This is a genomic window from Pseudoalteromonas sp. (assembly GCF_036960685.1).
Taxonomy (GTDB): domain Bacteria; phylum Pseudomonadota; class Gammaproteobacteria; order Enterobacterales; family Alteromonadaceae; genus Pseudoalteromonas.
Genome location: NZ_JBALXK010000011.1, coordinates 1 through 25375 on the forward strand (window position 1 = coordinate 1; position 25375 = coordinate 25375).

The following is a 25375-nucleotide window of genomic DNA, read 5'->3' on the forward strand; positions in this document are numbered from 1 at the left end:
CAGCTATCAGCTATCAGCTATCAGCTATCAGCTATCAGCTATCAGCTTTGATTTTTTCCTTTAAGGCTGTCAACATTTTTGACAGCTCTATTGTTTCATTTATCCACAGAACGCCGATATTTTTATTGATATAATTAATGTCTATCCCAATATAAATTTGTGTTCTCGCTTCCGCTAACGAAGATCTTGATATATCTAGAAACCGTAACTTCTCTTTATCACTTTCGCGAGTCATGCCTTCAGCTATGTTACTAGGTACTGATAGACCAGATCGCGTTAACTGATTTCTAAAGCCAAAGTCATTTAGGTCGATTGTAAGTTTATAAATATCAGCACTTAATCTTGCTGAGCGTTTCCATACTTCAAGATTCTCAAAGTTCATTGTATTATCCACTTCACAAGCATGGTTAATATATAGGAACAATAACTTTAAAATGCAAATGCCCAACTTTGACGCTGACGGCTGACGGCTGACGGCTGACGGCTGACGGCTGACGGAAAACAATACTAATAAACCTCTTCTCAAACAGCTACGTACAAAAAACACTCAAAACTTTTTGGGGTTTATTGTTTACTTTGTGTCAAAAATCGCTAGAATACGCCGGCTGAAATATATAGAAATATATAAACGTTCTTTTACAACCCAAAGGTAACACCATGCATCCAATGTTAAACATTGCGGTTCGCGCTGCGCGTAACGCAGGCAAAATTTTACTTCGCGCTGGCGAAGATTTATCAAAAGTTGAAGTGCAACAAAAAGGCACTAACGACTTAGTAACTAATATTGATAAAGAAGCCGAAGCCGTAATTCGCGACACAATTTTACAGTCTTACCCTACTCACTCTATTGTTGGTGAAGAACTAGGTGAGCACGTAGGCAAGGATGCAGATTACCAATGGATTGTTGATCCTATTGATGGCACTACAAATTTCATCAAAGGCATTCCTCATTATGCGGTTTCTATCGCACTTAAAGTTAAAGGTCGTTTAGACCAAGCAGTTATCTACGATCCAATTCGTGGTGAGCTTTTCACTGCTTCTCGTGGTCAAGGCGCACAGCTAAACAGCAAACGTCTTCGCGTAAGTAAAACAACTGTTTTATCAGGTACTGTACTTGCTACAGGTTTCCCGTATAAAAACAAACACCACATGGATGCTTACACTGAAGCATTTAAAGCATTGTTTGTTCATACTGCCGATATTCGCCGTGCAGGTTGTACAGCATTAGATATGGCGTATGTTGCTGCGGGTCGTGCTGACGGTTTCTTTGAGATTGGTTTAAAACCTTGGCACAGCGCTGCTGGTGAGCTAATGGTTAAAGAAGCTGGCGGTATGGTTGTTGATTTCGCTGGCGGTAATAACTATAGCCACAGCGGTAACCTTATCTGTGGCGCACCAAAACTGACTCAAGCAATCATTCGTGAGATCCGCCCAGTTTTAACTGAAGCGTTACTTCGCTAATTATTAGCGCGAGTAAATTGTAAAAAGGAGCTTAGGCTCCTTTTTTAATGTGCAAAATATGGGTTCTCTAATTTGATCTCTACAGTATTAGCAGTATCAAATGGCAATGCCTTTAAATCCTCAGCAAAGTACTGTGCAAATAATTGCTCAAAGTTGCCGTTTTGCTGCATTATTGCCAAGCCCTCAGCTAGGCTTTTGGCAAGCTCTGGTTTGCGCTTTGAGACAAAGTAATAAAAGGCACTTGGGTAACTAATGTAAAGGTTGGGGACAATCACTAACCCTTCATTACTCTTTTCTTTTAACTCCGAGCTGACTTCAATAAAAGAGCGTGGAAAGTAATCAGCCCGCCCCGTCAACACAATATTAAACATTGCTTGATAATTAGCGAATGGCCGTACTGATAAACCATTGTGCGCCAATATTTTTGTATCAGGCCAATCATGCCCCTGAATTGCTGTGAATCCTTTAAGTTGCTCTTGAGTGCTAACAGTTGAAAAGCGACTAAGTGACTCTTGCTTGGTAACAAGTGCCCTCTTACCTATGTAGCCTTTGAATAAAGGCACTTTAATCGCAATGGCTAAGGTTTCGCGCTCAGGACTGGTCATGCTCCAGTATAGATCTACACCATCACCGTCTAACGTGATAAGTGCACGCTGTTGATGCGGATGTACAATAACCGTTTTTAACTGGGCTGAGTAATTAGCAGCAGTAAGTGCTTGTTGCAATAATTCTTTTAAATATTCGTCGCGCTGATACAGGGCTCTAGGTTCTTGGCCAATCGTCACAGTTTCTGTTGCGGTAACTTTTTCACTGTACAGTGCATAACTAACAAATGCTAAAAGTGAAATAAATGAGGAAAAGTAGCTAGTCATAATTATTATTTTCTAGTTTTAGGCGTGTTTACCTTTTAGGTTTAAATAAAGCTACACGCTGGTGAGTAAATACTCAAGTAAAACAGCTCCCCTTAAACTTATTTCATATTACTTGCTTTTCCGGGCTTAAACGAACAACCGCAAGCGCGGGGCCACGTCGTTTACATAAAAATAGATAACTGTGACGATAACGTTTCGCTTCTTTTTTTGCATCGGTTGCCAACGCCGCAATTTGATGACTGTTAGTGCATTGCTCTAAATCGGGCTCAACAACCCCAATTGATAATGTTAGCAGTGGTACAAATTGTTTTTCACCTTCTCGATTACTGGCCCAATAGCCGCCACTGGCAATATGCTCTGGGGTAAAGAAGGCCCGTGATTTTAGCTCAAAATCACGAATGATTTGATTACAAACTGACTCGGCATCATCACCATCAAACACCACCATAAAGTCATCGCCGCCAATATGACCAACAAAGCTTGGTATGTTACTACATGCCTGCGTAGTCACATCCGCGAGTAATTTTATAACGCTGTCACCACTGGCGTAACCATATAAATCATTAAACTGTTTGAAGTGATTTAAATCGATATAAGCGAGTGCGAAGCCATGTTTTACTCTTAGCCTATGTTCTATCGCTTCGTTTATTGCCACATTACCAGGTAGCATTGTGAGTGGATTAGCATGCTGGGCATGACGTATTTTCTCTTCGGTAATATGTTTTAAAATATCGCGAAGCGGCGCAAGGCCCAAATATTGCCCGGCGCGAGTAATGATAATATGCCGACGAATATCAAAATCATTTTCTGTGATCTGCTGGCTCACGGTATCAAGTAGCTGGTTTTCATCAACCACCAACGGTTGCTTATGCATTAATGCTGTGACGGGTTGTTTATCATATAAAGCGTGACCATAAGGCGCTGCAAAAACCTCTGTCAGCTGATCTTTATGTAATAGTCCAATCGGTTGCGAATCGTGGTTGATGACAGCTATGCTAACAATGGCTTTATCTTTTTCAAAAATATTATGGGCATCTTTACAACGGGTATGGCTATCGATAGGCATTTGCTCAACAGCCAGCCAACCAATTGCCATTGACTGCTCAAATTGGTCCGCTAATGGGGTAAAATTTAACTGCTGCAATTGATCTGAGTTAAACTCTGAACTTGGCCGTAAGCTTGGCCGTTCAAGCAAGAACCCTTGCGCATGAACAATACCAAGACCTTCAAGTAGACTAAGCTCTTCAGGGCGCTCTATTCCCTCTGCAATAACCGCTGTTTTAGTGACTTTAGCAAGTTCAATAATGGATTTTAAAAATTCCTTTTTAACTACACTTTCGTCGCAATGATCAATAAAGTAGCGATCAATTTTTACATAATCAGGGCACAATTCTGACCACTGCTTTAACCCTGAATAACCTGCACCTAAGTCGTCAATCGCGATTGAAAAACCCAGCTTGCGATAGTGAGCAATGGTTTTCAATAATAAAAAGCCATCATCCACTTTTTCTTGCTCAGTCACCTCTATCACCACTTTATTAGCAGCTAGACCAAATTGTTCAACAAGGTGTAATGTTTCACCTTTAGGGTGGCAGGGATCAAGTAAAGTTTTCGGGCTGACATTTAAAAACAACTTACCCTGCAGCTTCAGTTTTACAAAGTTTTCGATTGCTTTAGAGCGGCACAACAACTCCAGTTCTGAGATTTTATCAAAGGTTACTGCTGCACTGAATAATGCATTAGGCATTTCAAGGGGACAGCCTTTAGGGCCACGACTAAGCGCTTCATAACCTAATATTTGCTGCTCGGCAATATCAAAGATGGGTTGAAATAACGTGGTAATTTCACTGTTTTTTAAGATATTTTCTAATATACCAAGCCGATCACTCACTATTATTAACCCATAACTTCATTAAGAGGCGGTTAAAGTAGCAAGAGCGTATGACAATTTTATGGCAGCGCAGTGTGTTGCATTGAATAATTAGTTAGTTATTTAATGCCCGTGCAACCTGCTCAAAATGCGCTATGACTTCAATCATATCAAGTTCCGCATTTTGATAAGCGTTTTGATCAGCGAGTCCCAAGCGTGCACTCGCTTGCACTGTTGCCGGGTGAACGAGTAAGTCTTTGGCGTGATAACACACAGGATCATCAAATTTAGGCAGCTTAGCATCACGGTGATACCCGCTGTCGATTTCAGCCAACGGCAATGAAGCAATCACAGTTGCCACTTCACTTAACGCATCTAAGTATGCTGTGCATTGTGGATATTTAACGACAAGCTCTTTAATTAAGGCCTGCGATAAAGTGACTAGCTCTGCGGATTCTGCCTCTAAGCTGGCCGGATCCTTTCTCGCACGAATATTATTAAGCAAGGTATTAGCTTGATCTGGGTATTGTTCAAATGCACTTAATTGTGAAGGTTTCACAACATGCTCAGTTTGTTGAGCTGTTAAGTTATTATCACATCCGCTAACAATAATTAGACTACTAGCGACTACAAGTGGCTTTAACATTAGTTAGTTACACCAATACTTAATCAATAATGGCTATTATAGAGAATTTTTAATTTCATAAATAGCAATAATTAACGCCAGTGCCAACTCGTAAAAAGAGAAGAAAAGCCACGGGCTGCGGGTAACGAGCTATGAATCCTAGCCCCTAGTCTCTTTCCTAGAACCTAGCCGCAATTAGATATTAGATGTTAGAGGTTTTTAGAACGTAGGAAATAGCTTTAGCCATGAGTCTTTAAACCGCGCGGCATAAAGCCGCGCCTACAGTAAACGCAAACACCGGTGCAAACCCGTAGGCGCGAGTTTACCTCGCGCAGGTTTATTCACCACCGAGACGCTTCGCTAGCTACGGGCGCGGGTAACGGGCTATAAATCCTAGCTCCTAATCAAGCGCTTTTGACCTCTTAAGCGCAGCGCCCTCTTAGCCTCTTTGTGAATAAATTACTTAAACATCTTTTGCACAAAGAGAAGACAATGAGGAGAAAATGAGCAGACATTTGCGTAGGCGGAATTAATTAACCATAGCACCTCGCGCAGCTCTTAGCATTAAGCCAATCTTAAAAGCAAAACGTAGGAAATGGCTTTAGCCATGATTTTTTAACCCGCGTGGCATAAAGCACCCGTTTCTGTCGGTAATGCTTAACAACAAAAACCGCTCATGGAGCGGTTTTTAATACAAACTTAGTTACTCTAATTAGAGTAATTCCTATGGCATAGGATCTAAGTCTGCGCCTTCTTTTTCGATCACTTCTGGTATTAAATCTTCTTTGCTGACGCCCATTGCAATCGCAACGGCACTTGCAACATAAATTGAAGAATAAGTACCAATAAACACACCAAATAACAATGCAGTAGCAAAACCATGAATCGTTTGGCCACCCCAAGCAAACAAGGCAATCAATACTAAAATAGTGGTGATTGAAGTTACTAAGGTACGGTTAAGTGTTTGCGTTAATGAAATATCAATGATTTCAATGGTATCGTCGATACGCACTTTACGAAAGTTCTCACGAATACGATCAGATACAACAATGGTATCGTTCAGTGAGTAACCTATTACTGCCAAGATTGCTGCCAGAATGGTTAGATCAAACTCTAAGCCCAACACTGAGAACAAACCCAGAGTAATCACAACATCGTGCACAAGAGCTGCCACCGCGCCCACCGCAAAACGCCATTCAAAACGAAATGCAACGTAGATCAAGATACAAATAAGTGCAGTTAACATGGCAAGGCCACCCTGCTCTTTTAAGTCTTCACCTACACTTGGACCAACAAATTCAATGCGGCGCATTACCACACTATCGTCTGCCTTTTTTAGTGTTTCAATAACTTGGTTACCTATAACTTCAGCTTTTACGTCATCACCGCGCGGGGCTAAACGGACCAAAATTTCTTGGCTTGAACCAAATAATTGCACTGAAGCATCAGCAAAGCCGTTTTCAGCAAGTGCTGCACGGACTTTCTTCAAATCAGCGGGTTGTGAAAAACCCACTTCAACTGCCGTGCCACCTGTAAAATCTAAGCCAAAGTTTAACCCTTTAACAAAGATCGACGCCATTGAGGCCAAAATAAGCAGCGTTGAGATAGTCATTGCAACTTTGCGCAGCGACATAAAACCTAATGTTCTGCCACCTAATTTTAAAATTTGCATATCTGCTCCTTAAATTGACAGCTTATCGACGCGCTTACCGCCGATAAATAAGTTGATCACCGCGCGGGTACCAACAATGGCTGTAAACATTGAGGTGATAATACCAATCGCAAGTGTTACTGCGAAACCGGCAATCGGACCTGTGCCCACTGCGAATAAGATAATTGCAGCAATTAAGGTGGTAATATTAGCATCAAAAATCGTACTAAAAGCGCTGTCATAACCATGATGAACTGCCTGTTGCGGGCTACGACCATCAGCAAGTTCTTCACGAATACGTTCAAAAATTAGTACGTTAGCATCAACGGCCATACCGACTGTTAATACAATACCGGCAATACCAGGCAGTGTTAATGCAGCACCTGGGATCAGCGACATTACACCCACAATCAATACCAAGTTAGCAGCAAGAGCTATATTAGCGACTAAGCCAAAGCCTTTGTAATAAACCAACATAAAGATCAGTACAAACAAGAAGCCTAATGCAACCGCAGTCATACCCGCTTCAATGTTTTCTTGTCCTAAGCTTGGTCCTACCGTACGCTCTTCAACAATTTGAATTGGCGCAACCAAAGCACCTGCACGTAGTAATAAACTTAGATTATGTGCTTCAGCAGGGTTATCAATGCCAGTAATACGGAATGAACGATCAAGACGCGCTTGAATAGTTGCCACGTTGATAACTTCTTCAACTTTAATTGGTGGTAACGCTTTGCCATTTGCGTCTGTTTTACCAGAAGGCTTGTATTCAATAAATACCGTTGCCATACGCTTACCAATCGCGCGTTTAGTAAAGGCATTCATTTTTGCGCCACCTTTACTATCAAGGCTAATGCTTACTTGCGGACGTTGGTATTCATCAGCGCCAGATTGCGCGCCAGTAATATGACTACCTTCTAGAATGATACGTTTTTTCAGTACCACAGGGTAACCATCACGGCTCATGATCATTTCAGTGCCTGGCGGAATACGCCCCTGCGCCGCAGCTGAAGGATCTGCATTTTCGTCTACTTCACGAAACTCAAGAGTGGCTGTTGCCCCTAAAATTTCTTTTGCACGAGCAGTATCTTGCACACCAGGCAGTTGCACAATAATACGCTCTGCACCTTGGCGCTGTACGTTCGGCTCAGCAACACCAATTTGGTTGATACGGTTACGAATAATGGTTTCGTTTTGCTTGATTGCATAATCACGAATTTCCTTTAGCTTTTGGTCACTAAGGCTTGCGTAAAATGCATTATCGTTTGAGCTGTCATCAATAAAAATATGCAATGGGTAACGTGACTGTAAGAAGCGCTCTGCAGCGTCTTTGTCTTCTTCACTGCGCATTTCAACGCGAAGACGTTCAGTACCGGCTACGCGGCGAACGGTGCGATAACGCAGCTTTTCTTCACGCAGGTCACTTTTATAATCTTGATCCATCTGTTCAAGCGCGTTATCAACCGCCGTCACCATGTCGATTTCCATCGTAAAGTGAACACCGCCACTTAAATCCAAGCCCAATTTCATTGGATTGCCGCCAAGGGCTTTTAACCAATGAGGTTGCGCCGGGGCCATATTAATGGCTGAGATGTAATCATCACTTAATGAATTACGCAATAAGTCTTGCGCTTTAAGTTGCTCTTCAACGTTTTTGAAGCGGATCAATACTTGGCCACTTTCTAAAACTACTGACTTAGCAGTAACGTTGTGTTCTTTGAGAGTCGCGTTTACTTTGTCTACAACACTGAGATCGGCATCAGTTCCTTTAGTACCTGAAATTTGTATGGCCGGATCACGACCATACAAATTAGGAGAGGCATATAAAAGACCTATCGCAATCACAGCTAGAACAAGTAAATACTTCCATAATGGAAACTTGTTTAACACGTGGGCGTCCTTCTTTTTATTATTATAGCGACTTCATTGTGCCTTTCGGCAATACTGCTGAAACTGCTGATTTCTGTACAGTTACTTCAGCTTGGTCGTTAAGTGAAATAACAATGAAGTCTTTATCTTCAGAGATTTTAGCGATTTTACCCACTAAACCACCTTGCGTTAATACTTCATCGCCTTTAGCCATCGCGTTCATTAGCGCTTTATGCTCTTTTACACGCTTAGCTTGTGGACGGTAAATTAAGAAGTAAAATACTAGACCAAAAATAGCTAGCATAATCAACATCTCATAACCACCACCGGCTGGAGCTGCACCTGCCGCACTTGCGTGGGCGTTTGAAATAAATAAACTCATAACACTTCCTCTTTAATTTTTAAAATTTAATTTGTAGTATCTGCAAGCTCTGGCACATCTTGGCCGCGGCGTGCATAAAAATCATTTACGAATTCATCTAACTTGCCGTCACTAATCGCATTACGTAAACCTTCCATAACACGCTGATAATAACGCAAGTTATGAATGGTGTTTAGTCGTGCACCTAAAATTTCGTTACATTTATCAAGATGATGTAGGTACGCGCGTGAATAATTCTTACAAGTATGGCAATCACACTCCGGATCCAGTGGACCGGTGTCTGTTTTATGTACTGCGTTACGAATTTTAACGATGCCACCTGTGATAAATAAATGGCCGTTACGTGCATTACGAGTTGGCATTACACAGTCAAACATGTCGATACCGCGACGCACAGCTTCAACTAAATCTTCTGGTTTGCCTACGCCCATAAGGTAACGCGGTTTGTTCTCTGGCATTTTGTATGCACAATGATCAAGAATGTTAATCATCTCGTTCTTAGGCTCACCCACAGATAAACCACCGAGCGCATAACCATCAAAACCAATTTCTTCTAATCCGGCTTGTGATTGCGCACGTAACTCAGGGTACATACCGCCTTGGATAATACCAAACAAGGCTGATGGGTTATCACCATGACCTTCTTTTGAACGTTTAGCCCAACGAAGTGACAACTCCATTGACTCTTTTGCTTCTTTTTCAGTGGCTGGATAAGGCGTACATTCGTCAAAAATCATCACGATATCTGAGCCTAAATCGCGTTGCACTTGCATGGCTTTTTCTGGCGAGAGCATGATTTTTTCACCATTGACTGGCGAACTAAATAATACACCTTCTTCAGAAATCTTACGCATGGCGCCTAAACTGAACACTTGGAAGCCGCCTGAATCAGTTAGGATCGGACGATCCCAGTTCATGAAGCCGTGTAAACCACCATGTTGTTTGATGATTTCAGTACCAGGGCGAAGCATTAAGTGAAACGTATTACCTAAACAAATGTGCGCGCCAGTATCTTTTACTTCATCTGGGGTCATGCCTTTAACCGTGCCATAAGTACCCACAGGCATAAATGCTGGAGTTTCTACTACGCCTCTATCAAAAATCAAGCGGCCACGGCGGGCTTTACCGTCTGTACGGTCTAATTCAAATTTCATATCATCCTCAATGTCAGAAAAACAGTCCAACAAGCTATAATTTAACCGCTCGATTCTACCATTAGTTACTATGGCATTACTATTAATTGGGCTAAAAGCTGAAATTAAAAGTAAAAAAACCCAGCATTTTGCTGGGTTCTAAACTGATTTAAGAAGGCATTATTTCCGAGTCAAAAACATCGCATCACCGTAACTGAAAAAGCGATACTTTTGTTCGATTGCCGTTTGATAAGCACTCATAATATTTTCCTGCCCAGCAAAAGCACTGACCAGCATAATAAGTGTCGATTCCGATAAGTGAAAGTTAGTCACCATGGCATCAACCACATTAAATTGATAACCCGGGTAAATAAAGATGTCGGTATCGCCAAAGTAGCTCGCTAATTGCCCACCATGTATTTTAGCCGCCGATTCTAATGAACGCACAGACGTTGTTCCCACGGCGATAACACGCCCGCCTTTGGCTTTAGTTGCCGCAACAGCTGCGACAACATCATCAGGTACTTCAATGTACTCTGAGTGCATAATATGATCATCAACCGAATCCACGCGCACAGGCTGAAACGTACCCGCGCCCACATGCAAAGTGACAAAGGCCATGTTTACGCCTTTCGCTTTCAGTGCCGCCATTAGCGAGTCATCAAAGTGTAAGCCTGCAGTAGGTGCTGCAACGGCGCCTGGCTTTTCACCATAAACGGTCTGATAACGCTTACGGTCTTCGTCGGTATCTGGACGATCAATATACGGCGGTAATGGCATATGGCCAATATCGTTTAAAATTTCCAGGACGTTTTGCTCAGCTGCAAATTCCAATTCAAACAGTTCACCATGACGGCCAACCATGGTCGCTTCTGCTTTACCTTCAAGAATAATCATTGTGCCTGGTTTTGGCGATTTACTGGCGCGTACATGAGCAAGTACGCGATGCTCATCAAGCACTCGCTCTACCAGCACTTCAAGTTTACCGCCAGATGCTTTTTGGCCATACATTCTTGCTGGGATCACTTTAGTATTGTTAAAAACCAGTAAGTCATTTTCATTTACTAAATCAAGAACATCGCTAAATACCTTATGTTCTACAGTGCCAGTTGGGCCATCTAAAGTCAGTAAACGGCTGCTGGTTCGGTCCTGCTTAGGAAAACGAGCAATTAATTCATCAGGTAGGTCAAAGCTAAAATCGGCCACGCGCATAGGATATATCCAGATCAAAAAAGTCGCGCCAAGTTTAACTGTATCGCGCTATTAGCTCAACCAACGGCTTTAATAAAAATACCCTGCATTGTTCTCTTGTGGTTCAGGACAAATGGCATTATTCTACTCAACTTAATTAAAGTTGGGTTAATAAGAGGTATGACTACAATGGCTAAGCAGCTAAGTTTGCTGATCTTAAATGCCAGTGTCGCTGAGCGTCAGGCAGTGAAGTCAACTTTAAGTCGACTCAATGTGTTTACTTTTCTTGAAGTAGCCGACAGCCAGCAAGCCCTCGAAATTTTAAAATCTCAAGCTGTTGATGTCATTATTACTGGGCTTAATGTCGGTAAAATTGACGGTTGGCGCTTTTCACGAATGATCCGCTCAGGACTATTAAAAACGCCCAAAAATACCCCAATTGTTCTTATTCCACCTATTTATTGCGAGCGCATAGCAGAAACAACTGCCCGTAGTTATGGCATAGATGCAGTACTGCCATGTGAACGACAAGACATGCTACCGCAAGTTTTAGCTAATGTGCTATCTACTCATTTAGAAAAAAGTAGCCGTTTAGACTTATTACTTATTGAAGCCGACAGCACTAAAGCGGCTAAAATCGCCCAGCAACTACAACTAAATTTTGCCTGCACCCATGTGGCTAATTCTAAACAAGCGCTGTCTATCTATTTACAACAAAAATTTGCCATTGTGTTACTCGATGCAACCGCAGCGCATGCCGGAGCTGCAAGCCAATTAGTTGAAGAAATTTTACTGCATAATCCAAAGCAAGCCATTGTAACTATTATTGATACAAAAGATGCTAATCATGCTGAGCAACTATTACTTTCTGGTGTGACTGACTTTATTCGTGCCCCCTACGAGCATTCACTACTTACAAAAGTGTGTGACCATGCTGCACGCCGCGAAGATTTTATGGTCAGTTATGCTGAATTTGCACAAAAGGTTGAGCAGCTAAGTCAAAGTCAAAATCGTTATAAGGAGCTGTTTTCTGCCCATCAGCGAATATTGTTACACCTTAATACTGTAGTGCTTGAGTTTGATCAACAAGGGCGAATTCGCTTTATCAACCCAGCGTGGGAAGCACTCAGTGGTTTTGGTATCAAAGAAACCTTAACCAAAGCGCTCTCTGATTTTTGTATTAATGACTGCAAAGAAAAGCTGCTTGATACTATTAGCAGCATTTTGCAAGGTGGCGCCTTGCAACAACAAGTAGAAGTGCAAATAATTCATAAAGATGGCCGAGCTATCTGGGTTGAATGCCGTTTACAGCTGATCAAAAACAGCAGTAATGCGGCGACCATCACCGCCACTATCGATAATATCCATGAGCGCAAACAGGCTGAATTACAACTGCGTCATTTGGCCTTGCATGACACGCTAACCGGCTTACATAACCGCTATTATTTTGATCAACAACTGAATCGAATTTGCCAACCACAACGCACCTATGACGACATAGAGCACGCCTTAATTTATATTGACCTCGACCACTTTAAAATAATTAATGACAGTAAAGGTCATCAACAAGGCGATATCGTTCTAAAAGAAGTGGCGCAACTCTTTACCGATAACATCAGTGACGAACATTTAGTTTGTCGTATTGGTGGTGACGAGTTTGCTGTGATCTTAAAAAATATGAACTTGCTTGATGCACACTTAATCGCAGAAAGCATCTGTATGGCGATTGAAGGGCATCAGTTTAAATCAGAAGAACAAGTTTATTCTATCAGCTGCTCGATTGGTTTGACGCAAATAACTGCCGCAAACCACGATCCGAGTGAATGCTTAAAACAGGCCGACATTGCCTTATATGTCGCAAAGAGCTTGGGCCGTAATCTCGTTCATTGCTATTCAAAAGAAGATGCCAACCATAATACCTTACAAGCAGGCTTAGAGTGGGGACACAGTATTCGCCAAGCACTGCAACAAAACCAAATTGAATTACATTACCAGCCAATTTGGGACTTTAAACAAGGTGGTGTGGCTTATTTTGAAGCACTGTTACGCTTAAAGCTCGACGGCGAACTGGTTTATCCAAACCAATTTATCCCGTCACTTGAATTATTAAACGACACTTACTTGATGGATCAGTGTGTGATCAGTAATGCCATTGCTGCTATCGCTGCCAACCCAGAGCTAAATCAAGTTGCGATCAATCTCTCAGCGCAATCGTTTTTAGATGAACGCTTATTACCGCATATTGAATCCACTCTTGAAAAATGTCAGGTTGTGCCGACTCGGGTTATTTTTGAAATCACCGAATCGGCCAGTATCAATAACCTAACAGCCACGCGGCTGATGATTGAAAAACTCAATCGCTTGGGCTGCCACTTCTCAATAGATGACTTTGGCACCGGCTTTAGTACCTTTAATTACCTTAAGCAACTGCCTGCGCAGCACGTTAAAATAGATGGCTCGTTTGTTCGCGATATGCTCAATGATCCGATTGATTTAGCGCTCGTTAAAGCAATTAATGATATTAGTCGCTCGCTGGATAAGCGCTCTGTCGCTGAGTATGTAGAAAACAAAGAGATTTTTTTAGCGCTGAAGGAAATTGGCGTAGATTTCGGACAAGGCTACTTTATTTCACGCCCAGTGCCGATAGAAAAAATAAAATATCAATTACAAAAAATTTCACAAAACAAAACTTTTTACGAACAATCACCTAGCTAAAACTGTTACATTTTTAAACAATTCAAGCTATTTTTTTACTTCCATCTTAGAATAACTCATCTATACTTTGTCTATCGCTTGGTAAATGTCTTGTTATTATATAGATTATCCAAAAATGACATGACATCACCGAATGACCACAACATACTACTTAGCAACTAACATATTGTTATTAGTATTATTGTCAATTTATGGAGTGAATTATGACGCAACTAATCGTGCTATTACTAGTGGTAAATTTAGGGATAACTTACCAATGCTACCGTTATGCTGAACGTAAAGGCTACCCGGTAACAACATTTACTTGCTTAGGGTTGGTCCCCTATTTTAATTTAGTGGTGTGGGTATATTTATTGTTTTTACCAGATATTACGCCATTCAATAAACAGTTTGAATACGAAGGGCATAATGAAAAGCAGCCTTTATGATCGGCTGCTTTGTTGGTCAGGGATTGTTCGTTGGGCAATTAAAACTGATAGCTAATTGCCTTGAGGGCTAAATCGCTGGCTTTAATGTCACCCACTACGCATTTTTTTATATCTGCCTTAGTGAAAACTTTGATCAAGCTTTTATTTTTATCAGCCAACCCTTTAAGTACGAAACTCACACGCTCATCGTTTGGCAAGCTACGTAAACCACTTCCATAATCACAAAGCGTTAAACTAATACTGTTATTAACCTGTGCGAGCAACTTTTGTTGCTCTGCAAGTTGTTGCTTTTCACGCTCAGCTTGCTTTGCGTTGATATCTTGGCGTAACTGCTGTTGCTGTTTTGTGAGTGTTGTTTGTTGCTTTTCAAGTTTAGCGATATCTTTTTCGAGCGCTTTTTTACGTTGTTCAAGCTCTTTTGCTTCTGCGCTATTATCATGGCGGCTAGCAAATTCTAAATCACGCTTTTCACGTTCCAACTCGCGTAAATCTCGGCTAACATCGCGCTCTTGCTCTGCAATCTCACGTACTCGCTCTGCACCTTCACGCATAACTTCCATCGCTTGTTGGTAAGCCTCTCGAGATGATTCAACAGCCTGCTCACTTAATACTTCTACATGCTCGCTAATGAATTCAACATTCACATTTGAAAAATCAATATCGGGCAACGGTGGCAACGGTGGCAACGGCGCATTTGGCGCGTTACTAAAAATAGTCTGCCAACGGCTTGCACCTCTTACATCTAACTCAAATACCACCCCTTGATCCGCAAGGTAGTTAGCTGAAATTGCGCGGATCTTTTTATCAGTATCCTGCTTTAAAGCGCTACTTAAAATGTTTTCCATAATTCCGACTTCACGCTGGATAGAAGCCAATTCTGCGGGGGTTTTTGCCTGTAGATTGCCAGCTGTACAACCAATTACCGCAATGATAGCGCTGCTGATAAGTTTTTTATTCATGCTCTTTACTCCTAATTTTTCGCAATGGCCGCCATTGGCTGCTCTTGTACTTGCTCGGCTAAGTCATTTAGCTGCATCCGCAGATACGCCTGATCTTGAGCTCGCTGGGTTTTGATATACGTAAGTAAGCTATTAAGGTCTTCTTGGCGTTCAACGCGCCCAGTGGTAATAGCCTCTTTAGCGAGTTGATACATGTGTTGCTGCTGTAATTCATTTTGCGCCGTAATAATTTTTTGCAGTTGGTCAATTTGCTTTTGCTGTGACTCTAATAACTGCGTTTGTTTCGCGACCTGCTCCAGCAACTCTGGTGCCTGCTGCTTTGGCATAACTAAAAAGATTAACGAGCAAATCATCACTGATGCCGCAACAGCCCATATCCCAGCCGTACTAAATACACTCACAGAAGCGAGCTGTGGCATTGTTGATTGGCGATCCCAATCAGGCACTGGTACTGCTTTATATTCATTACTATGCTGCTGCCAGACTTGGGCTTGGCTCATCAGCGCACTATATCCAGGGTCATTTTCGAGCTGCTGCAATTGCGCATCACTCAAAATATTGCCCTCTAACCATTGCTCAAAAAGCGACTCTAAATTAGCCATCAACGGCCTCCAAATGAACTTTTAACTTGCCTAGTGCACTGTATAGCCGTGACTTGGCGGTATTTGTGGAAATATCGAGTTGCTCAGCAATCTCTTCAAAGGTGCAATGCTGAAAAAACTTTAACTCGACCACTAAACGTTGCTCCCACGGTAAGTTATTTAACATCGTTTTTAATTGTTGATGCTCAACTCTCACTAACTGATTACGCTCCAGCTCACTGTGCTCACATGCTTGCTCAGGCACTTCATCAAGGCTCTCGAAGTGTTTACGACGACGATAATACTCAACGCTACGACGGTGCACTATTTGGAACACCCAAGTGTTAAAACTTGATTCACCACGAAAACTTGGCAAACTTTTATACACCGATATAAACACCTCTTGCATTAAATCCATGGCATCATCAGGGTTACTAAGCATCCGTAAGCAATAGTTATAAACTTGGCTTTCATGCTGTTTTACCAGCTTAAGCCAGGCGCGTTTATTTCCTTGCTGTGCTTTGGCGATTAATGTTTCTAGTGATTGAAAAAACACGGTTCTCGATGCTTAGTTATTTTACTTATTAGGTTAGTCGATAGTGTGGGGAAGATAGTTTGGAAAAGATGAAAATAAATTAAAATAAATGAAAAAGCTCACGTTAATGAGCTATTCAATCGCAGTTAAACGGCATTGCTGCTTTAAAAAACTCTCTAGCATTTGGCTAAATAAACGAAAGTCTCGAATGCGCCCGGTTGTTTTACGCCATAAAATGCCAATATCGCGGTATGCATCGCCTTGCGAAGGCGTTGCTAGCATGTTTTTGTGCTCTAAAATACCGGCGTTAATTGCCATTTGCGGTAAAAATGTGACCCCTAACTGATGCTCAACCATACTCAGTAAAGTGTGCAAACTGGCCGCTTCAAATGGGTTGATACAACTCGAACGGTTCAGGTGACACGCGCTCAGCGCATGCCCTGTCATACAATGTTCGCGCTCTAATAAGAACACGCTAGCTTCAGGTAATAAGTTAAAATCTTCAATATTCTTAGCTGGCAAATAGTCTTTATGATGCACTAGACTAAAATGATCTTGAGCTAATATTTGAGTATGGAACTTATCGGTGTCGTAAGGTAATGCTAATAAGGCCATATCGATATGGCCATGCTCTAACTTATCCAGCAAGCTATCACTGGTATCTTCCACTAGAATCAGCTCTAAATCAGCAAACTGTTGCTGGCAAAGGTGATATAAAGGTGCCGCAATAAAACTGGCAATGGTTGGAATAACACCGAGTGTGAGCGTACCGCTTAGCGGGGTTAAATGACTTTTAGTCAGCTCTCTGACACTTAACGTATCGTCAATAATTTTGCGTGCCCGCTCGACTACTTCCTCGCCGATGGCAGTGAACATCAAACTGCGATTTTCACGTTCTATGAGTTGGCAACCGAGTGTTTCTTCAAGGGTTTGAATGGCACTACTGAGTGTTGACTGGCCGATGAAACACGCACTTGCCGCGCGCCCAAAGTGCTGATGCTGATGAACTGCCAATAAATACTGCAGTTGTTTAATACTTGGTAAGTTCGTCATACTTTCTTTACCCACAAATAAAAAGACCCCAACACCAAGGGCGTTGAGATCTTTTCAAGCTAAAAGTCTGTGATACTCAAAAGCTGCTGGATTTAAACTCCAAAGGCAGTTCTTAGTATGTAGAAAATAACAATAGCAAGGGCAGCGCCAACTGGCAATGTAATTACCCAAGAAACTACAATGTTTCTGATCACACCCATGTTAAGTGCAGCAATACCACGAGCCATACCTACCCCTAACACCGCGCCAACTAAGGTTTGAGTAGTAGAAATTGGCAAGCCAGTACCTGATGCAATTACAACCGTAGATGCTGCGGCTAATTCAGCGGCAAAACCACGACTTGGTGTTAAATGCGTAATGCCTTCACCAATGGTTTTGATTACTTTTTTACCTAAAATAGCCAGACCGGCAACAATACCAAAGCCACCTAGTGGTAGAATCCACCATGCGATTGACGCTTGTTTAGCTATTTCACCATTGTTTTCAACAATGTTTACAACTGCCGCTAGTGGACCAATGGCGTTAGCAACGTCATTCGAACCATGCGCAAAGGCCATACAACATGCCGTTAATACCATTAAGATAGCGAATACTTTCTCAACGTTATTAAATTGCATTTTCTTATCGGCTTTTGGATCAATCTTTAAGCGCGAGATAACAATCTTACCAATAATGGCCACAATCACAGCAATACCGACTGCTAATAAATAACCTTCAACAGCACCGATATTAACACCAATGTGCTTTAAGCCTTTTTTGATAGTAACCAAAGACATAATAAAGCCCGCTAAACCCATATAAATAGGCACATAACGTTTGGCATTTTTAAGTGGTGCATCGGTATCAAAAATTAGTTTTTGCGCACTCATGAAGATCAAATACGCAATAAAGCCTGAAATTGCAGGGGTAACTATCCAACTGCCAACAATACCCGCTACTTTATCCCATTGGATTGCTTCGCTGCCAACAGCAACTAATGCAAAACCAATAATAGCGCCAATAATTGAGTGTGTTGTTGATACCGGCCACCCTAAGAAGGATGCAATTAACAACCAACTACCGGCTGCAAATAATGCCGAGATCATACCCAAGACCATTAATTCGGGAAGCTGTAAAAATGGTGTTGAATCGATAATACCTTTACGAATTGTCGATGTTACTTCACCGCCAGCTAAGTAGGCGCCTGCAAATTCAAAAATCATCGCAATAAAAATTGCTTGTTTAATGGTGAGTGCTTTTGAACCTACTGATGTGCCCATCGCATTAGCAACGTCATTCGCGCCAATACCATAAGCCATAAAAAAACCGACTGCTGCGGCAATTAAAATTAATACCGTGCCATAAGATGCAATGATATCCATTGTGTAACCCTAATCTTTCGTTATTGAACTGAGTATAAATTAACGAGCTAACATCAGCTCAAGACGTGAACCTACGCGCTCTGCAATATCTGCCAGTTCGCCGACCCATTCGATGATTTTGTATAAAAACATTACATCTACCGGGTTTAGTCCATCTTCTACGGCGCGTAACTGGCGACGTATTATGATTTGCATATCATCCGTGTCTTGTTCAATTGCATCCAATTCAACGAGCATTTTTTCGACTAAGGTCACTTCGCGACCTTTAAAACCAGTCTCTAGTAACTCATCTAACTCGTTAATTGCATTTGATGCTTGTTTAGTGGCATCAACACAACGAGTTACATAAGCTAGAAAATCAGCTTGAATTTCTTTTGGTATGGTCATCTCACGACCAATTACACGACCAGCAATATCTTTTGCTTTATTAGCAATTTTGTCTTGCTGGGTGACGAGCTCGAGCAGATCTGTACGCTCTACTGGCATGAATAAACCACGCGGCAGTTGTAAACGTATATTTCTTTTCATGTCGTCGGCTTCACGTTCTAAATTACGAATGTTCAAGCGAATCTCTTCTGCTTGTTGCCACTCTTCTTTAAATACATGATTGAAAAAAGGGATCAAAGCTTTACTTGCTTGATGTACCTTCTTGATGTGATCTTCCATTGGCTTTATAGGAGATTTTGCGAATACCCCTAAAAATGCGTTTGTAGGCATAACTGACCCTTAAATCAAATTAGTATGCTTTGCGGCGTGAATTTTACAGCATTCACCGCGATTGTGAATGCTTTTATTACATCCCTCGCGCTTGAGCGGCATATTAATTATAGTGTTAACATGAAAAGCGGCCATTAGCCGCTTTAATAAAAAAGGAGGATAACGAATAATTTATAACGATTTTTCGATATCTTCTTGAGATGTATGGCGAATATCTTTGCCATTAACAAAATAAATAATGTACTCAGAGATATTCTGACAACGATCACCAATCCGCTCTAATGAACGTACTGACCACACTAAATCCATAATTTTTGGAATTGAACGTGGGTCTTCCATCATATAGGTCATAATTTGGCGAGTAATTGCTTCGTATTCGCGGTCAACCTTGGCATCTTCTTTATGCACTTCAAATGCTTTTTGCACATCCATACGCGCGAAAGCATCCAGTACATCATGCAGCATTTTAGAAACTTGGCGACCCATATTTTCAATATTGACCAATAAATCTTGCTGATCTTTAGTAAATGAATCTAACGCTACTTTAGCAATGCGCTCTGCTTCATCACCAATACGCTCTAAATCGGCAATAGTTTTAGCTATCGCTACCACTAAGCGTAAATCGCTAGCTGCCGGCTGACGACGCGCAATAATACGCGTACATTCTTCATCAATGCTCACTTCCATGGCATTGACTTTATAATCGTTTTCACGCACTTTTCGCGCTAATTCAGCATCGCCATTGCTAACTGCATCAAGCGCACTATTTAGTTGCTGTTCAACTAAACCACCCATGCTGAGTACATGATTACGGACGTTTTCTAGCTCTTGGTTAAAGCGGCCAGAAATATGCTTATTAATATTGTGTTCCATTGTCTACCTTCTTATCAAAATCGTTCACATCACCCGAAATACGATAACTACTCACTAACCGTAGCGGCCGGTAATATAGTCTTCGGTTTTCTTTTTCGCTGGGGTGGTAAATAACGTATTGGTATTTGAGTACTCAATTAATTCACCCATGTACATAAAGGCCGTTTGATCAGAAACCCTTGCAGCTTGTTGCATGTTGTGGGTAACAATAACAACGGTAAACTTATTTTTTAAATCGTTGATGAGTTCTTCAATTACCAGTGTTGAAATAGGATCCAATGCTGATGTTGGTTCATCAAGTAATAACACTTCTGGCTCTATGGCAATAGAGCGAGCAATAACTAAACGTTGCTGCTGACCACCAGATAAACCAAACGCACTATCGTGAAGACGGTCTTTTACTTCATCCCATAATGCTGCACCACGTAACGATTGTTCAACAACTTCATCTAATTTACGTTTTTCTTTGATGCCTTGTAAGCGTAGGCCATAAACTACATTTTCGTAGATTGATTTAGGAAATGGATTTGGGCGCTGAAACACCATACCGACATTACGGCGCAGTGCTGCAACATCTACGCTTTTATCATAGATATTTTGCCCATGAAGTAATATCTCACCTTCAATACGGCAGCTATCAACTAAATCGTTCATGCGATTAATGCAGCGTAGTAATGTTGATTTACCACAACCAGATGGCCCGATAAACGCGGTTACTTGACCTTTAGGGATACTCATACTCACTGAGCTAAGCGCTTGTTTTTCACCATAGTAAAGATCTAAGTTTTTGATCTCGAGCGCTGTTTGTTCAGTGCTTAAATTTTCTAAATCCAATTTCAAACTGCCGTTTGCTTGGTTTACTTGTGGAGCGACTGTAATCATATTTGTTACCTATAAAATCTTTACTAATTATTGATCAAGCGATCTAAACTTTTCACGTAAATGGTTACGTATGCCGATTGCGGTAATATTCAGGGTAATAATCACTGATACCAGCAAGAATGCGGTGGCATAAACCAACGGACGAGCCGCTTCAACATTCGGGCTTTGAAAACCTACGTCGTATATATGAAAGCCTAAGTGCATGAATTTGCGATCTAAGTGAAAATACGGGAAGTTACCATCTAGCGGCAGTGTTGGTGCCATCTTAACAACACCTACTAACATCAATGGCGCTACTTCACCGGCAGCACGAGCAACCGCTAATATTAAACCAGTCATAATCGCAGGGCTTGCCATTGGCACAATAATACGCCATAACGTTTCTGCTTGCGTTGCGCCCAGCGCTAAAGAACCATGACGAACCGTACTTGGAATACGTGATAAACCTTCCTCGGTTGAAACAATCACTACCGGTAAGGTTAAAATTGCCAACGTCAATGCTGACCACATTACCCCTGGCGTGCCAAATACTGGGCTAGGTGATGCTTCAGGGTAGAATAACTGATCTAAGCTGCCACCTAACACATAAACAAAAAACCCTAAGCCAAATACGCCATACACAATTGATGGCACACCCGCTAAGTTGATCACCGCAATACGGATCATCTTAGTAACCGCATTTTTAGCGGCGTATTCATGTAAGTAAATCGCTGCAACAACACCAAATGGGGTAACAATCACGGCCATTAACATAACCATAAACACAGTACCGAATATAGCAGGAAATACGCCACCTTCGGTATTTGCTTCACGCGGGTCATCCGCAACAAATTTACCTAACTGTACAAAATAGTGACCTAGCTTTGCAAAAAAGCCCATGTCATTTGGAAACCAAAAATCCAGTACTTGGTATAACGGTAAAGTAACAATTTCACCGCGCATATCTTTGACTGTGACTTGGTCACGCTTGGCCTGTTTACGCAGCGCAAATAATTGCTTTTCCAACTCGCCGTATTCAGCTCTTAAATCAGCACGCTGTTGTGCAAGTTCTGCAACACGCTCATCGGTCAAGGCATCATCAAGCAAGTATGCCTTTTCTTTTAAACGCAGGCGTTCTAACTGATAGTTAATATGACCAATATCGCCGTTTTGTAAATCAAGCGCTTGCTCGTTTAACTCAACAGCTCGGTCAACTAGATCTTCAAGCACTGCATTTTTATTGTCAGTAATAACTTGACCGTCTTGTATTACATTTTCTACATAACCATAAAAGTTACCGTTTTTACTACGCTCAAATACGGCGATAGCGGCAGGTTTTGTATTTGATTTTATGTCGGTTTCAAGCACCCAACGAAAATCTAAATCGACATATTCACGGTTACCGGTTTTGATCAAAAAGCGCTCTAACTGCTCTTTGCCAAAGCCAGATAGATCAACACCCGTTGCTTCAAGGCGCGATTTAGGCACCATTTCGCGGTCGTAAATTTCACCGATTACCGTTTGCTGCGCAACAGAGCCTTGTAGCTCTAATTGCACAACCTGTGATGGCCAGAAGAAACTAAGTCCTTTCCAGGCGATCATGGCTAATAACCCTAATACGGATATCAAACTGATACTAACTGCACCACCTGTCATCCATATCCAAGGAGAACCTGACTTAAACCACTGCTTCATCATGTCGTGTCTCCTACTTACATCGAGCTGTATTTATCACGCAACTGCTGACGAACAAACTCAGCAATCGTGTTGAAAATAAAGGTGAATATGAATAATACAAATGCGGCTAAGAACAGAATTCGATAGTGCGAACTACCCACTTCTGATTCTGGCATTTCTACTGCGATATTAGCTGCTAAAGTACGCATACCTTGGAAAATACTCCAATCCATTATTGGTGTGTTACCAGTTGCCATTAGTACGATCATGGTTTCACCTACGGCGCGACCGAGTCCCATCATCACGGCAGAGAAAATACCTGGGCTGGCAGTTAATAGCACAACACTTACCAATGTTTGCCACTGCGTTGCACCCAGTGCTAATGAGCCGTTTGATAAATGTTTAGGAACACTAAATACGGCATCTTCAGCGATTGAGAAAATAGTTGGAATAACCGCAAACCCCATCGCAATACCAACCACAAGAGAGTTACGTTGATCGAACGTCATCCCTAATTCGTTAGTTAAATATTGACGCACATTACCGTCAAACATCCAAAGTTCGATGGCGCCACTCATGGCAAACGCCAACCAGCCAATTAACAACAACACTGGAATAAGTAAAATTGAATGAGCACCGTCAGGAACGCGATGACGAATGCTTTCAGGTAGCTTAGTCCACGCAAATGCGGTCAATAAAATACCCAGCGGTAGCATAAACAGTAAGCCTACAATTGCCGGTAAGTGTTCTTCAATTAATGGTGCAAGCCACAAACCCGCTAAAAACCCTAAGATTACAGTAGGTAAAGCTTCCATGATTTCAACAGTGGGTTTAACAACTTTACGTAATGAACCAGACATAAAATAAGCGGTATAGATTGCCGCAGAAAGTGCGATTGGCACAGCAAATAACATCGCATATAAAGCGGCTTTAATAGTACCGAACGAAATTGGCACTAAAGAGAACTTCGATTCAAAGTCATCGCCTGCAGATGTTGACTGCCAAATATAACCCGGCTCTGGATAACCTTCGTACCATACTTCTTGCCATAACGCTGACCAAGTTACTTCCGGGTGCTCATTGTGGATTTCAAGCACAGTAAGTTTATTATCGGCTAAGATAAGCGCTGCGTTTGAGCGAGGCGCAATGGCAAAGTTTTCAATCGGACCGTCACTGATTTTACCTTGCCATAATTTAGCTTCACTGGTGGTGTAATACACACCAAGCTCGCCATTGCTGCTGGTAGTGAAGAAGGTACGACGATAAAACTCAGTAAATATATCTAACTTAGGTTGCTTTGACGTTTCAAAGGCACGAATTTTTTGATATTCACGGCCTGTATCAGTGTTTACTTCAAACCATTGTGAGACTTCGCCATTATCATTAGCCAGCATCAATGAGTTCGCACCAGCTAATAATTGTGCAGCTACTAGGTTGGCATTTTCTTCGTTAGCCGCTAGCATTTGAATTAATTCAACTTCGCTTGGGTAACGCGTATCATAAACATAAATTTGATTGGCTGAACGAACAAAAGTGCGGGTGGTATCTGGTGACATTAATAACTGGTCTACACGCCCCTCAATATCGAGTTCAGTACGCTCAACAACCCATTCAACTTCGCCGCTGAACATATTCTCTTCTGCTACAAAACTGCTGAAAATAACGCGTTTATCTTCAGTTTGTGCCACAACCGCGGTTTTATCTTCATAGTGACTAAAGGCAAATTGTTTAATTGCTGCGCCTTGTGCATCAACTTGTAATGGTAAGTCTTCGCCCAATGGATAACCTAAGCGCGGTGTTAATTTACGCTCGTTATTAGGAAAGGTAACTAAGAATTTAGGCGCAACCAACACCACTGAGCCGTTTTCAAGTCCATATGCATACTGCCCTTGAAAAGGCGCACTGACTGCAAAACTACTCACGTCGCTATCAAGTGGTACTGCTAAGCTTTTAAGTTTCTTGCCAAAACCTTGTTTTTCAACACTATAGAAATCAACATTACCTTGCTTACTTAGTAAAAAAGCCACTTCGGTTTGTTCTTCAACACCTAAACCAACAACTTGATCTGCATTACTAACGGCAAAGCTATCACGAGTTTCTACTTTCGCTGATTCGAAAATAGGTTGCACAACATACAATAAATAGAAGAATATCAATAGCAAAGCTATTAATACCATTATACCGCCAGCGGTAATGCTAAATTTGGCAAACCGATCTTTAAATAGACGGCTTCTATCCGTATTAAAAGACGGTTTATTCGGATTGGAAGTCATCAAAACACCTATAAATCTTAACGTTGAGTAGATTATATTTCACCAAGATGACAGTATTGTTACAACCGTCATAATTGCTTAGGCTTTGTGGTTATATCCATAACAACTAGTTAAACTGTGTTTATATTCAATGAGTTAAAAAAACAACATATTGAAAATCTTTCAATTTAGTAATTTATTATTGAATAACATCAGTTTAGAGAGTTTAACGGCTAAACCCACACTATATTACGGTTTTTCTATTGAACTAATGGCAAAAAAATTGGACAAATTTGGGGACTGAGTCAA

22 protein-coding genes are annotated in these 25375 nt (G+C 41.5%); 3 read left to right on the plus strand and 19 right to left on the minus strand.

Features of this window, described 5'->3' with window-relative positions; all coding sequences use genetic code 11:
- Positions 1-34: 34 nt before the first annotated feature.
- A complete protein-coding gene (locus V7783_RS10705) occupies positions 35-382 on the minus strand; it encodes a four helix bundle protein (protein ID WP_335678702.1) in 348 nt (115 codons plus the stop codon).
- A gap of 275 nt (positions 383-657) precedes the next feature.
- On the opposite strand from V7783_RS10705, the gene suhB reads away from it, so the two are divergent.
- Positions 658-1461: an inositol-1-monophosphatase gene (gene suhB / locus V7783_RS10710; protein ID WP_210798474.1), complete on the plus strand. Its 804-nt coding sequence runs from the start codon at positions 658-660 to the stop codon at positions 1459-1461.
- Positions 1462-1505: 44 nt separating this feature from the next.
- On the opposite strand, the gene V7783_RS10715 is transcribed toward suhB, so the two are convergent.
- From V7783_RS10715 to queA, 8 genes are all read right to left on the minus strand, one after another.
- On the minus strand, positions 1506-2333 hold the full coding sequence (locus V7783_RS10715) for a substrate-binding periplasmic protein (RefSeq protein ID WP_335678703.1): 828 nt from the start codon (positions 2331-2333) through the stop codon (positions 1506-1508).
- 103 nt (positions 2334-2436) lie between these two features.
- Positions 2437-4227: a GGDEF domain-containing protein gene (locus tag V7783_RS10720; protein WP_442961364.1), complete on the minus strand. Its 1791-nt coding sequence runs from the start codon at positions 4225-4227 to the stop codon at positions 2437-2439.
- Between the two features lie 91 nt (positions 4228-4318).
- A complete protein-coding gene (locus V7783_RS10725; protein ID WP_335678705.1) occupies positions 4319-4849 on the minus strand; it encodes a hypothetical protein in 531 nt (176 codons plus the stop codon).
- A gap of 703 nt (positions 4850-5552) precedes the next feature.
- Entirely contained in the window at positions 5553-6500 is a 948-nt protein-coding gene (gene secF / locus V7783_RS10730; RefSeq protein ID WP_335678706.1) for a protein translocase subunit SecF, read from the minus strand.
- Positions 6501-6509: 9 nt separating this feature from the next.
- Positions 6510-8369: a protein translocase subunit SecD gene (secD, locus tag V7783_RS10735; RefSeq protein ID WP_335678707.1), complete on the minus strand. Its 1860-nt coding sequence runs from the start codon at positions 8367-8369 to the stop codon at positions 6510-6512.
- 22 nt (positions 8370-8391) lie between these two features.
- The gene (gene yajC / locus V7783_RS10740) at positions 8392-8730 is read right to left on the minus strand and encodes a preprotein translocase subunit YajC (RefSeq protein WP_016709184.1); all 339 of its coding nucleotides are present in this window, start codon (positions 8728-8730) and stop codon (positions 8392-8394) included.
- A 26-nt stretch (positions 8731-8756) separates the two neighbouring features.
- Entirely contained in the window at positions 8757-9884 is a 1128-nt protein-coding gene (tgt, locus tag V7783_RS10745) for a tRNA guanosine(34) transglycosylase Tgt (protein WP_335678708.1), read from the minus strand.
- 159 nt (positions 9885-10043) lie between these two features.
- Positions 10044-11075: a tRNA preQ1(34) S-adenosylmethionine ribosyltransferase-isomerase QueA gene (queA, locus tag V7783_RS10750; RefSeq protein ID WP_335678709.1), complete on the minus strand. Its 1032-nt coding sequence runs from the start codon at positions 11073-11075 to the stop codon at positions 10044-10046.
- Between the two features lie 168 nt (positions 11076-11243).
- On the opposite strand from queA, the gene V7783_RS10755 reads away from it, so the two are divergent.
- Positions 11244-13769 (plus strand): EAL domain-containing protein, encoded by a 2526-nt coding sequence (locus tag V7783_RS10755; protein WP_335678710.1) that lies wholly within the window; start codon positions 11244-11246, stop codon positions 13767-13769.
- A gap of 203 nt (positions 13770-13972) precedes the next feature.
- On the plus strand, positions 13973-14197 hold the full coding sequence (locus V7783_RS10760; RefSeq protein WP_335678711.1) for a hypothetical protein: 225 nt from the start codon (positions 13973-13975) through the stop codon (positions 14195-14197).
- A gap of 38 nt (positions 14198-14235) precedes the next feature.
- On the opposite strand, the gene V7783_RS10765 is transcribed toward V7783_RS10760, so the two are convergent.
- The 10 genes from V7783_RS10765 to V7783_RS10810 form a co-directional block, all read right to left on the minus strand.
- On the minus strand, positions 14236-15156 hold the full coding sequence (locus V7783_RS10765) for a hypothetical protein (RefSeq protein WP_335678712.1): 921 nt from the start codon (positions 15154-15156) through the stop codon (positions 14236-14238).
- An 11-nt stretch (positions 15157-15167) separates the two neighbouring features.
- The gene (locus V7783_RS10770; protein WP_335678713.1) at positions 15168-15758 is read right to left on the minus strand and encodes a hypothetical protein; all 591 of its coding nucleotides are present in this window, start codon (positions 15756-15758) and stop codon (positions 15168-15170) included.
- A complete protein-coding gene (locus V7783_RS10775; protein ID WP_335678714.1) occupies positions 15751-16293 on the minus strand; it encodes an RNA polymerase sigma factor in 543 nt (180 codons plus the stop codon). The genes V7783_RS10770 and V7783_RS10775 overlap by 8 nt, the downstream gene beginning before the upstream one ends.
- Positions 16294-16404: 111 nt before the next feature.
- The gene (locus V7783_RS10780) at positions 16405-17325 is read right to left on the minus strand and encodes a hydrogen peroxide-inducible genes activator (protein WP_335678715.1); all 921 of its coding nucleotides are present in this window, start codon (positions 17323-17325) and stop codon (positions 16405-16407) included.
- A gap of 92 nt (positions 17326-17417) precedes the next feature.
- Positions 17418-18686 carry an inorganic phosphate transporter gene (locus V7783_RS10785; RefSeq protein WP_335678716.1) on the minus strand — a complete coding sequence of 423 codons (1269 nt, stop codon included), beginning with the start codon at positions 18684-18686 and terminating at the stop codon, positions 17418-17420.
- Positions 18687-18725: 39 nt separating this feature from the next.
- Positions 18726-19403, minus strand: a complete 678-nt coding sequence (locus tag V7783_RS10790) for a TIGR00153 family protein (RefSeq protein ID WP_335678717.1) — start codon at positions 19401-19403, stop codon at positions 18726-18728.
- A gap of 171 nt (positions 19404-19574) precedes the next feature.
- Positions 19575-20276 carry a phosphate signaling complex protein PhoU gene (gene phoU, locus V7783_RS10795; protein ID WP_335678718.1) on the minus strand — a complete coding sequence of 234 codons (702 nt, stop codon included), beginning with the start codon at positions 20274-20276 and terminating at the stop codon, positions 19575-19577.
- A gap of 54 nt (positions 20277-20330) precedes the next feature.
- Positions 20331-21158 (minus strand): phosphate ABC transporter ATP-binding protein PstB, encoded by an 828-nt coding sequence (pstB, locus tag V7783_RS10800; RefSeq protein WP_064668158.1) that lies wholly within the window; start codon positions 21156-21158, stop codon positions 20331-20333.
- A gap of 27 nt (positions 21159-21185) precedes the next feature.
- Entirely contained in the window at positions 21186-22835 is a 1650-nt protein-coding gene (gene pstA / locus V7783_RS10805; protein ID WP_335678719.1) for a phosphate ABC transporter permease PstA, read from the minus strand.
- A gap of 14 nt (positions 22836-22849) precedes the next feature.
- Positions 22850-25087 (minus strand): ABC transporter permease subunit, encoded by a 2238-nt coding sequence (locus tag V7783_RS10810; protein ID WP_335678720.1) that lies wholly within the window; start codon positions 25085-25087, stop codon positions 22850-22852.
- Between the last annotated feature and the right edge of the window lie 288 nt (positions 25088-25375).

Coding starts and splice junctions, on each gene's coding strand:
- V7783_RS10705 (WP_335678702.1), bottom strand. CDS start 382: ATGAACTTTGAGAATCTTGAAGTATGGAAACGCTCAGCAAGATTAAGT.
- suhB (WP_210798474.1), top strand. CDS start 658: ATGCATCCAATGTTAAACATTGCGGTTCGCGCTGCGCGTAACGCAGGC.
- V7783_RS10715 (WP_335678703.1), bottom strand. CDS start 2,333: ATGACTAGCTACTTTTCCTCATTTATTTCACTTTTAGCATTTGTTAGT.
- V7783_RS10725 (WP_335678705.1), bottom strand. CDS start 4,849: ATGTTAAAGCCACTTGTAGTCGCTAGTAGTCTAATTATTGTTAGCGGA.
- secF (WP_335678706.1), bottom strand. CDS start 6,500: ATGCAAATTTTAAAATTAGGTGGCAGAACATTAGGTTTTATGTCGCTG.
- yajC (WP_016709184.1), bottom strand. CDS start 8,730: ATGAGTTTATTTATTTCAAACGCCCACGCAAGTGCGGCAGGTGCAGCT.
- tgt (WP_335678708.1), bottom strand. CDS start 9,884: ATGAAATTTGAATTAGACCGTACAGACGGTAAAGCCCGCCGTGGCCGC.
- queA (WP_335678709.1), bottom strand. CDS start 11,075: ATGCGCGTGGCCGATTTTAGCTTTGACCTACCTGATGAATTAATTGCT.
- V7783_RS10755 (WP_335678710.1), top strand. CDS start 11,244: ATGGCTAAGCAGCTAAGTTTGCTGATCTTAAATGCCAGTGTCGCTGAG.
- V7783_RS10760 (WP_335678711.1), top strand. CDS start 13,973: ATGACGCAACTAATCGTGCTATTACTAGTGGTAAATTTAGGGATAACT.
- V7783_RS10765 (WP_335678712.1), bottom strand. CDS start 15,156: ATGAATAAAAAACTTATCAGCAGCGCTATCATTGCGGTAATTGGTTGT.
- V7783_RS10770 (WP_335678713.1), bottom strand. CDS start 15,758: ATGGCTAATTTAGAGTCGCTTTTTGAGCAATGGTTAGAGGGCAATATT.
- V7783_RS10780 (WP_335678715.1), bottom strand. CDS start 17,325: ATGACGAACTTACCAAGTATTAAACAACTGCAGTATTTATTGGCAGTT.
- V7783_RS10785 (WP_335678716.1), bottom strand. CDS start 18,686: ATGGATATCATTGCATCTTATGGCACGGTATTAATTTTAATTGCCGCA.
- V7783_RS10790 (WP_335678717.1), bottom strand. CDS start 19,403: ATGCCTACAAACGCATTTTTAGGGGTATTCGCAAAATCTCCTATAAAG.
- phoU (WP_335678718.1), bottom strand. CDS start 20,276: ATGGAACACAATATTAATAAGCATATTTCTGGCCGCTTTAACCAAGAG.
- pstB (WP_064668158.1), bottom strand. CDS start 21,158: ATGATTACAGTCGCTCCACAAGTAAACCAAGCAAACGGCAGTTTGAAA.
- pstA (WP_335678719.1), bottom strand. CDS start 22,835: ATGATGAAGCAGTGGTTTAAGTCAGGTTCTCCTTGGATATGGATGACA.
- V7783_RS10810 (WP_335678720.1), bottom strand. CDS start 25,087: ATGACTTCCAATCCGAATAAACCGTCTTTTAATACGGATAGAAGCCGT.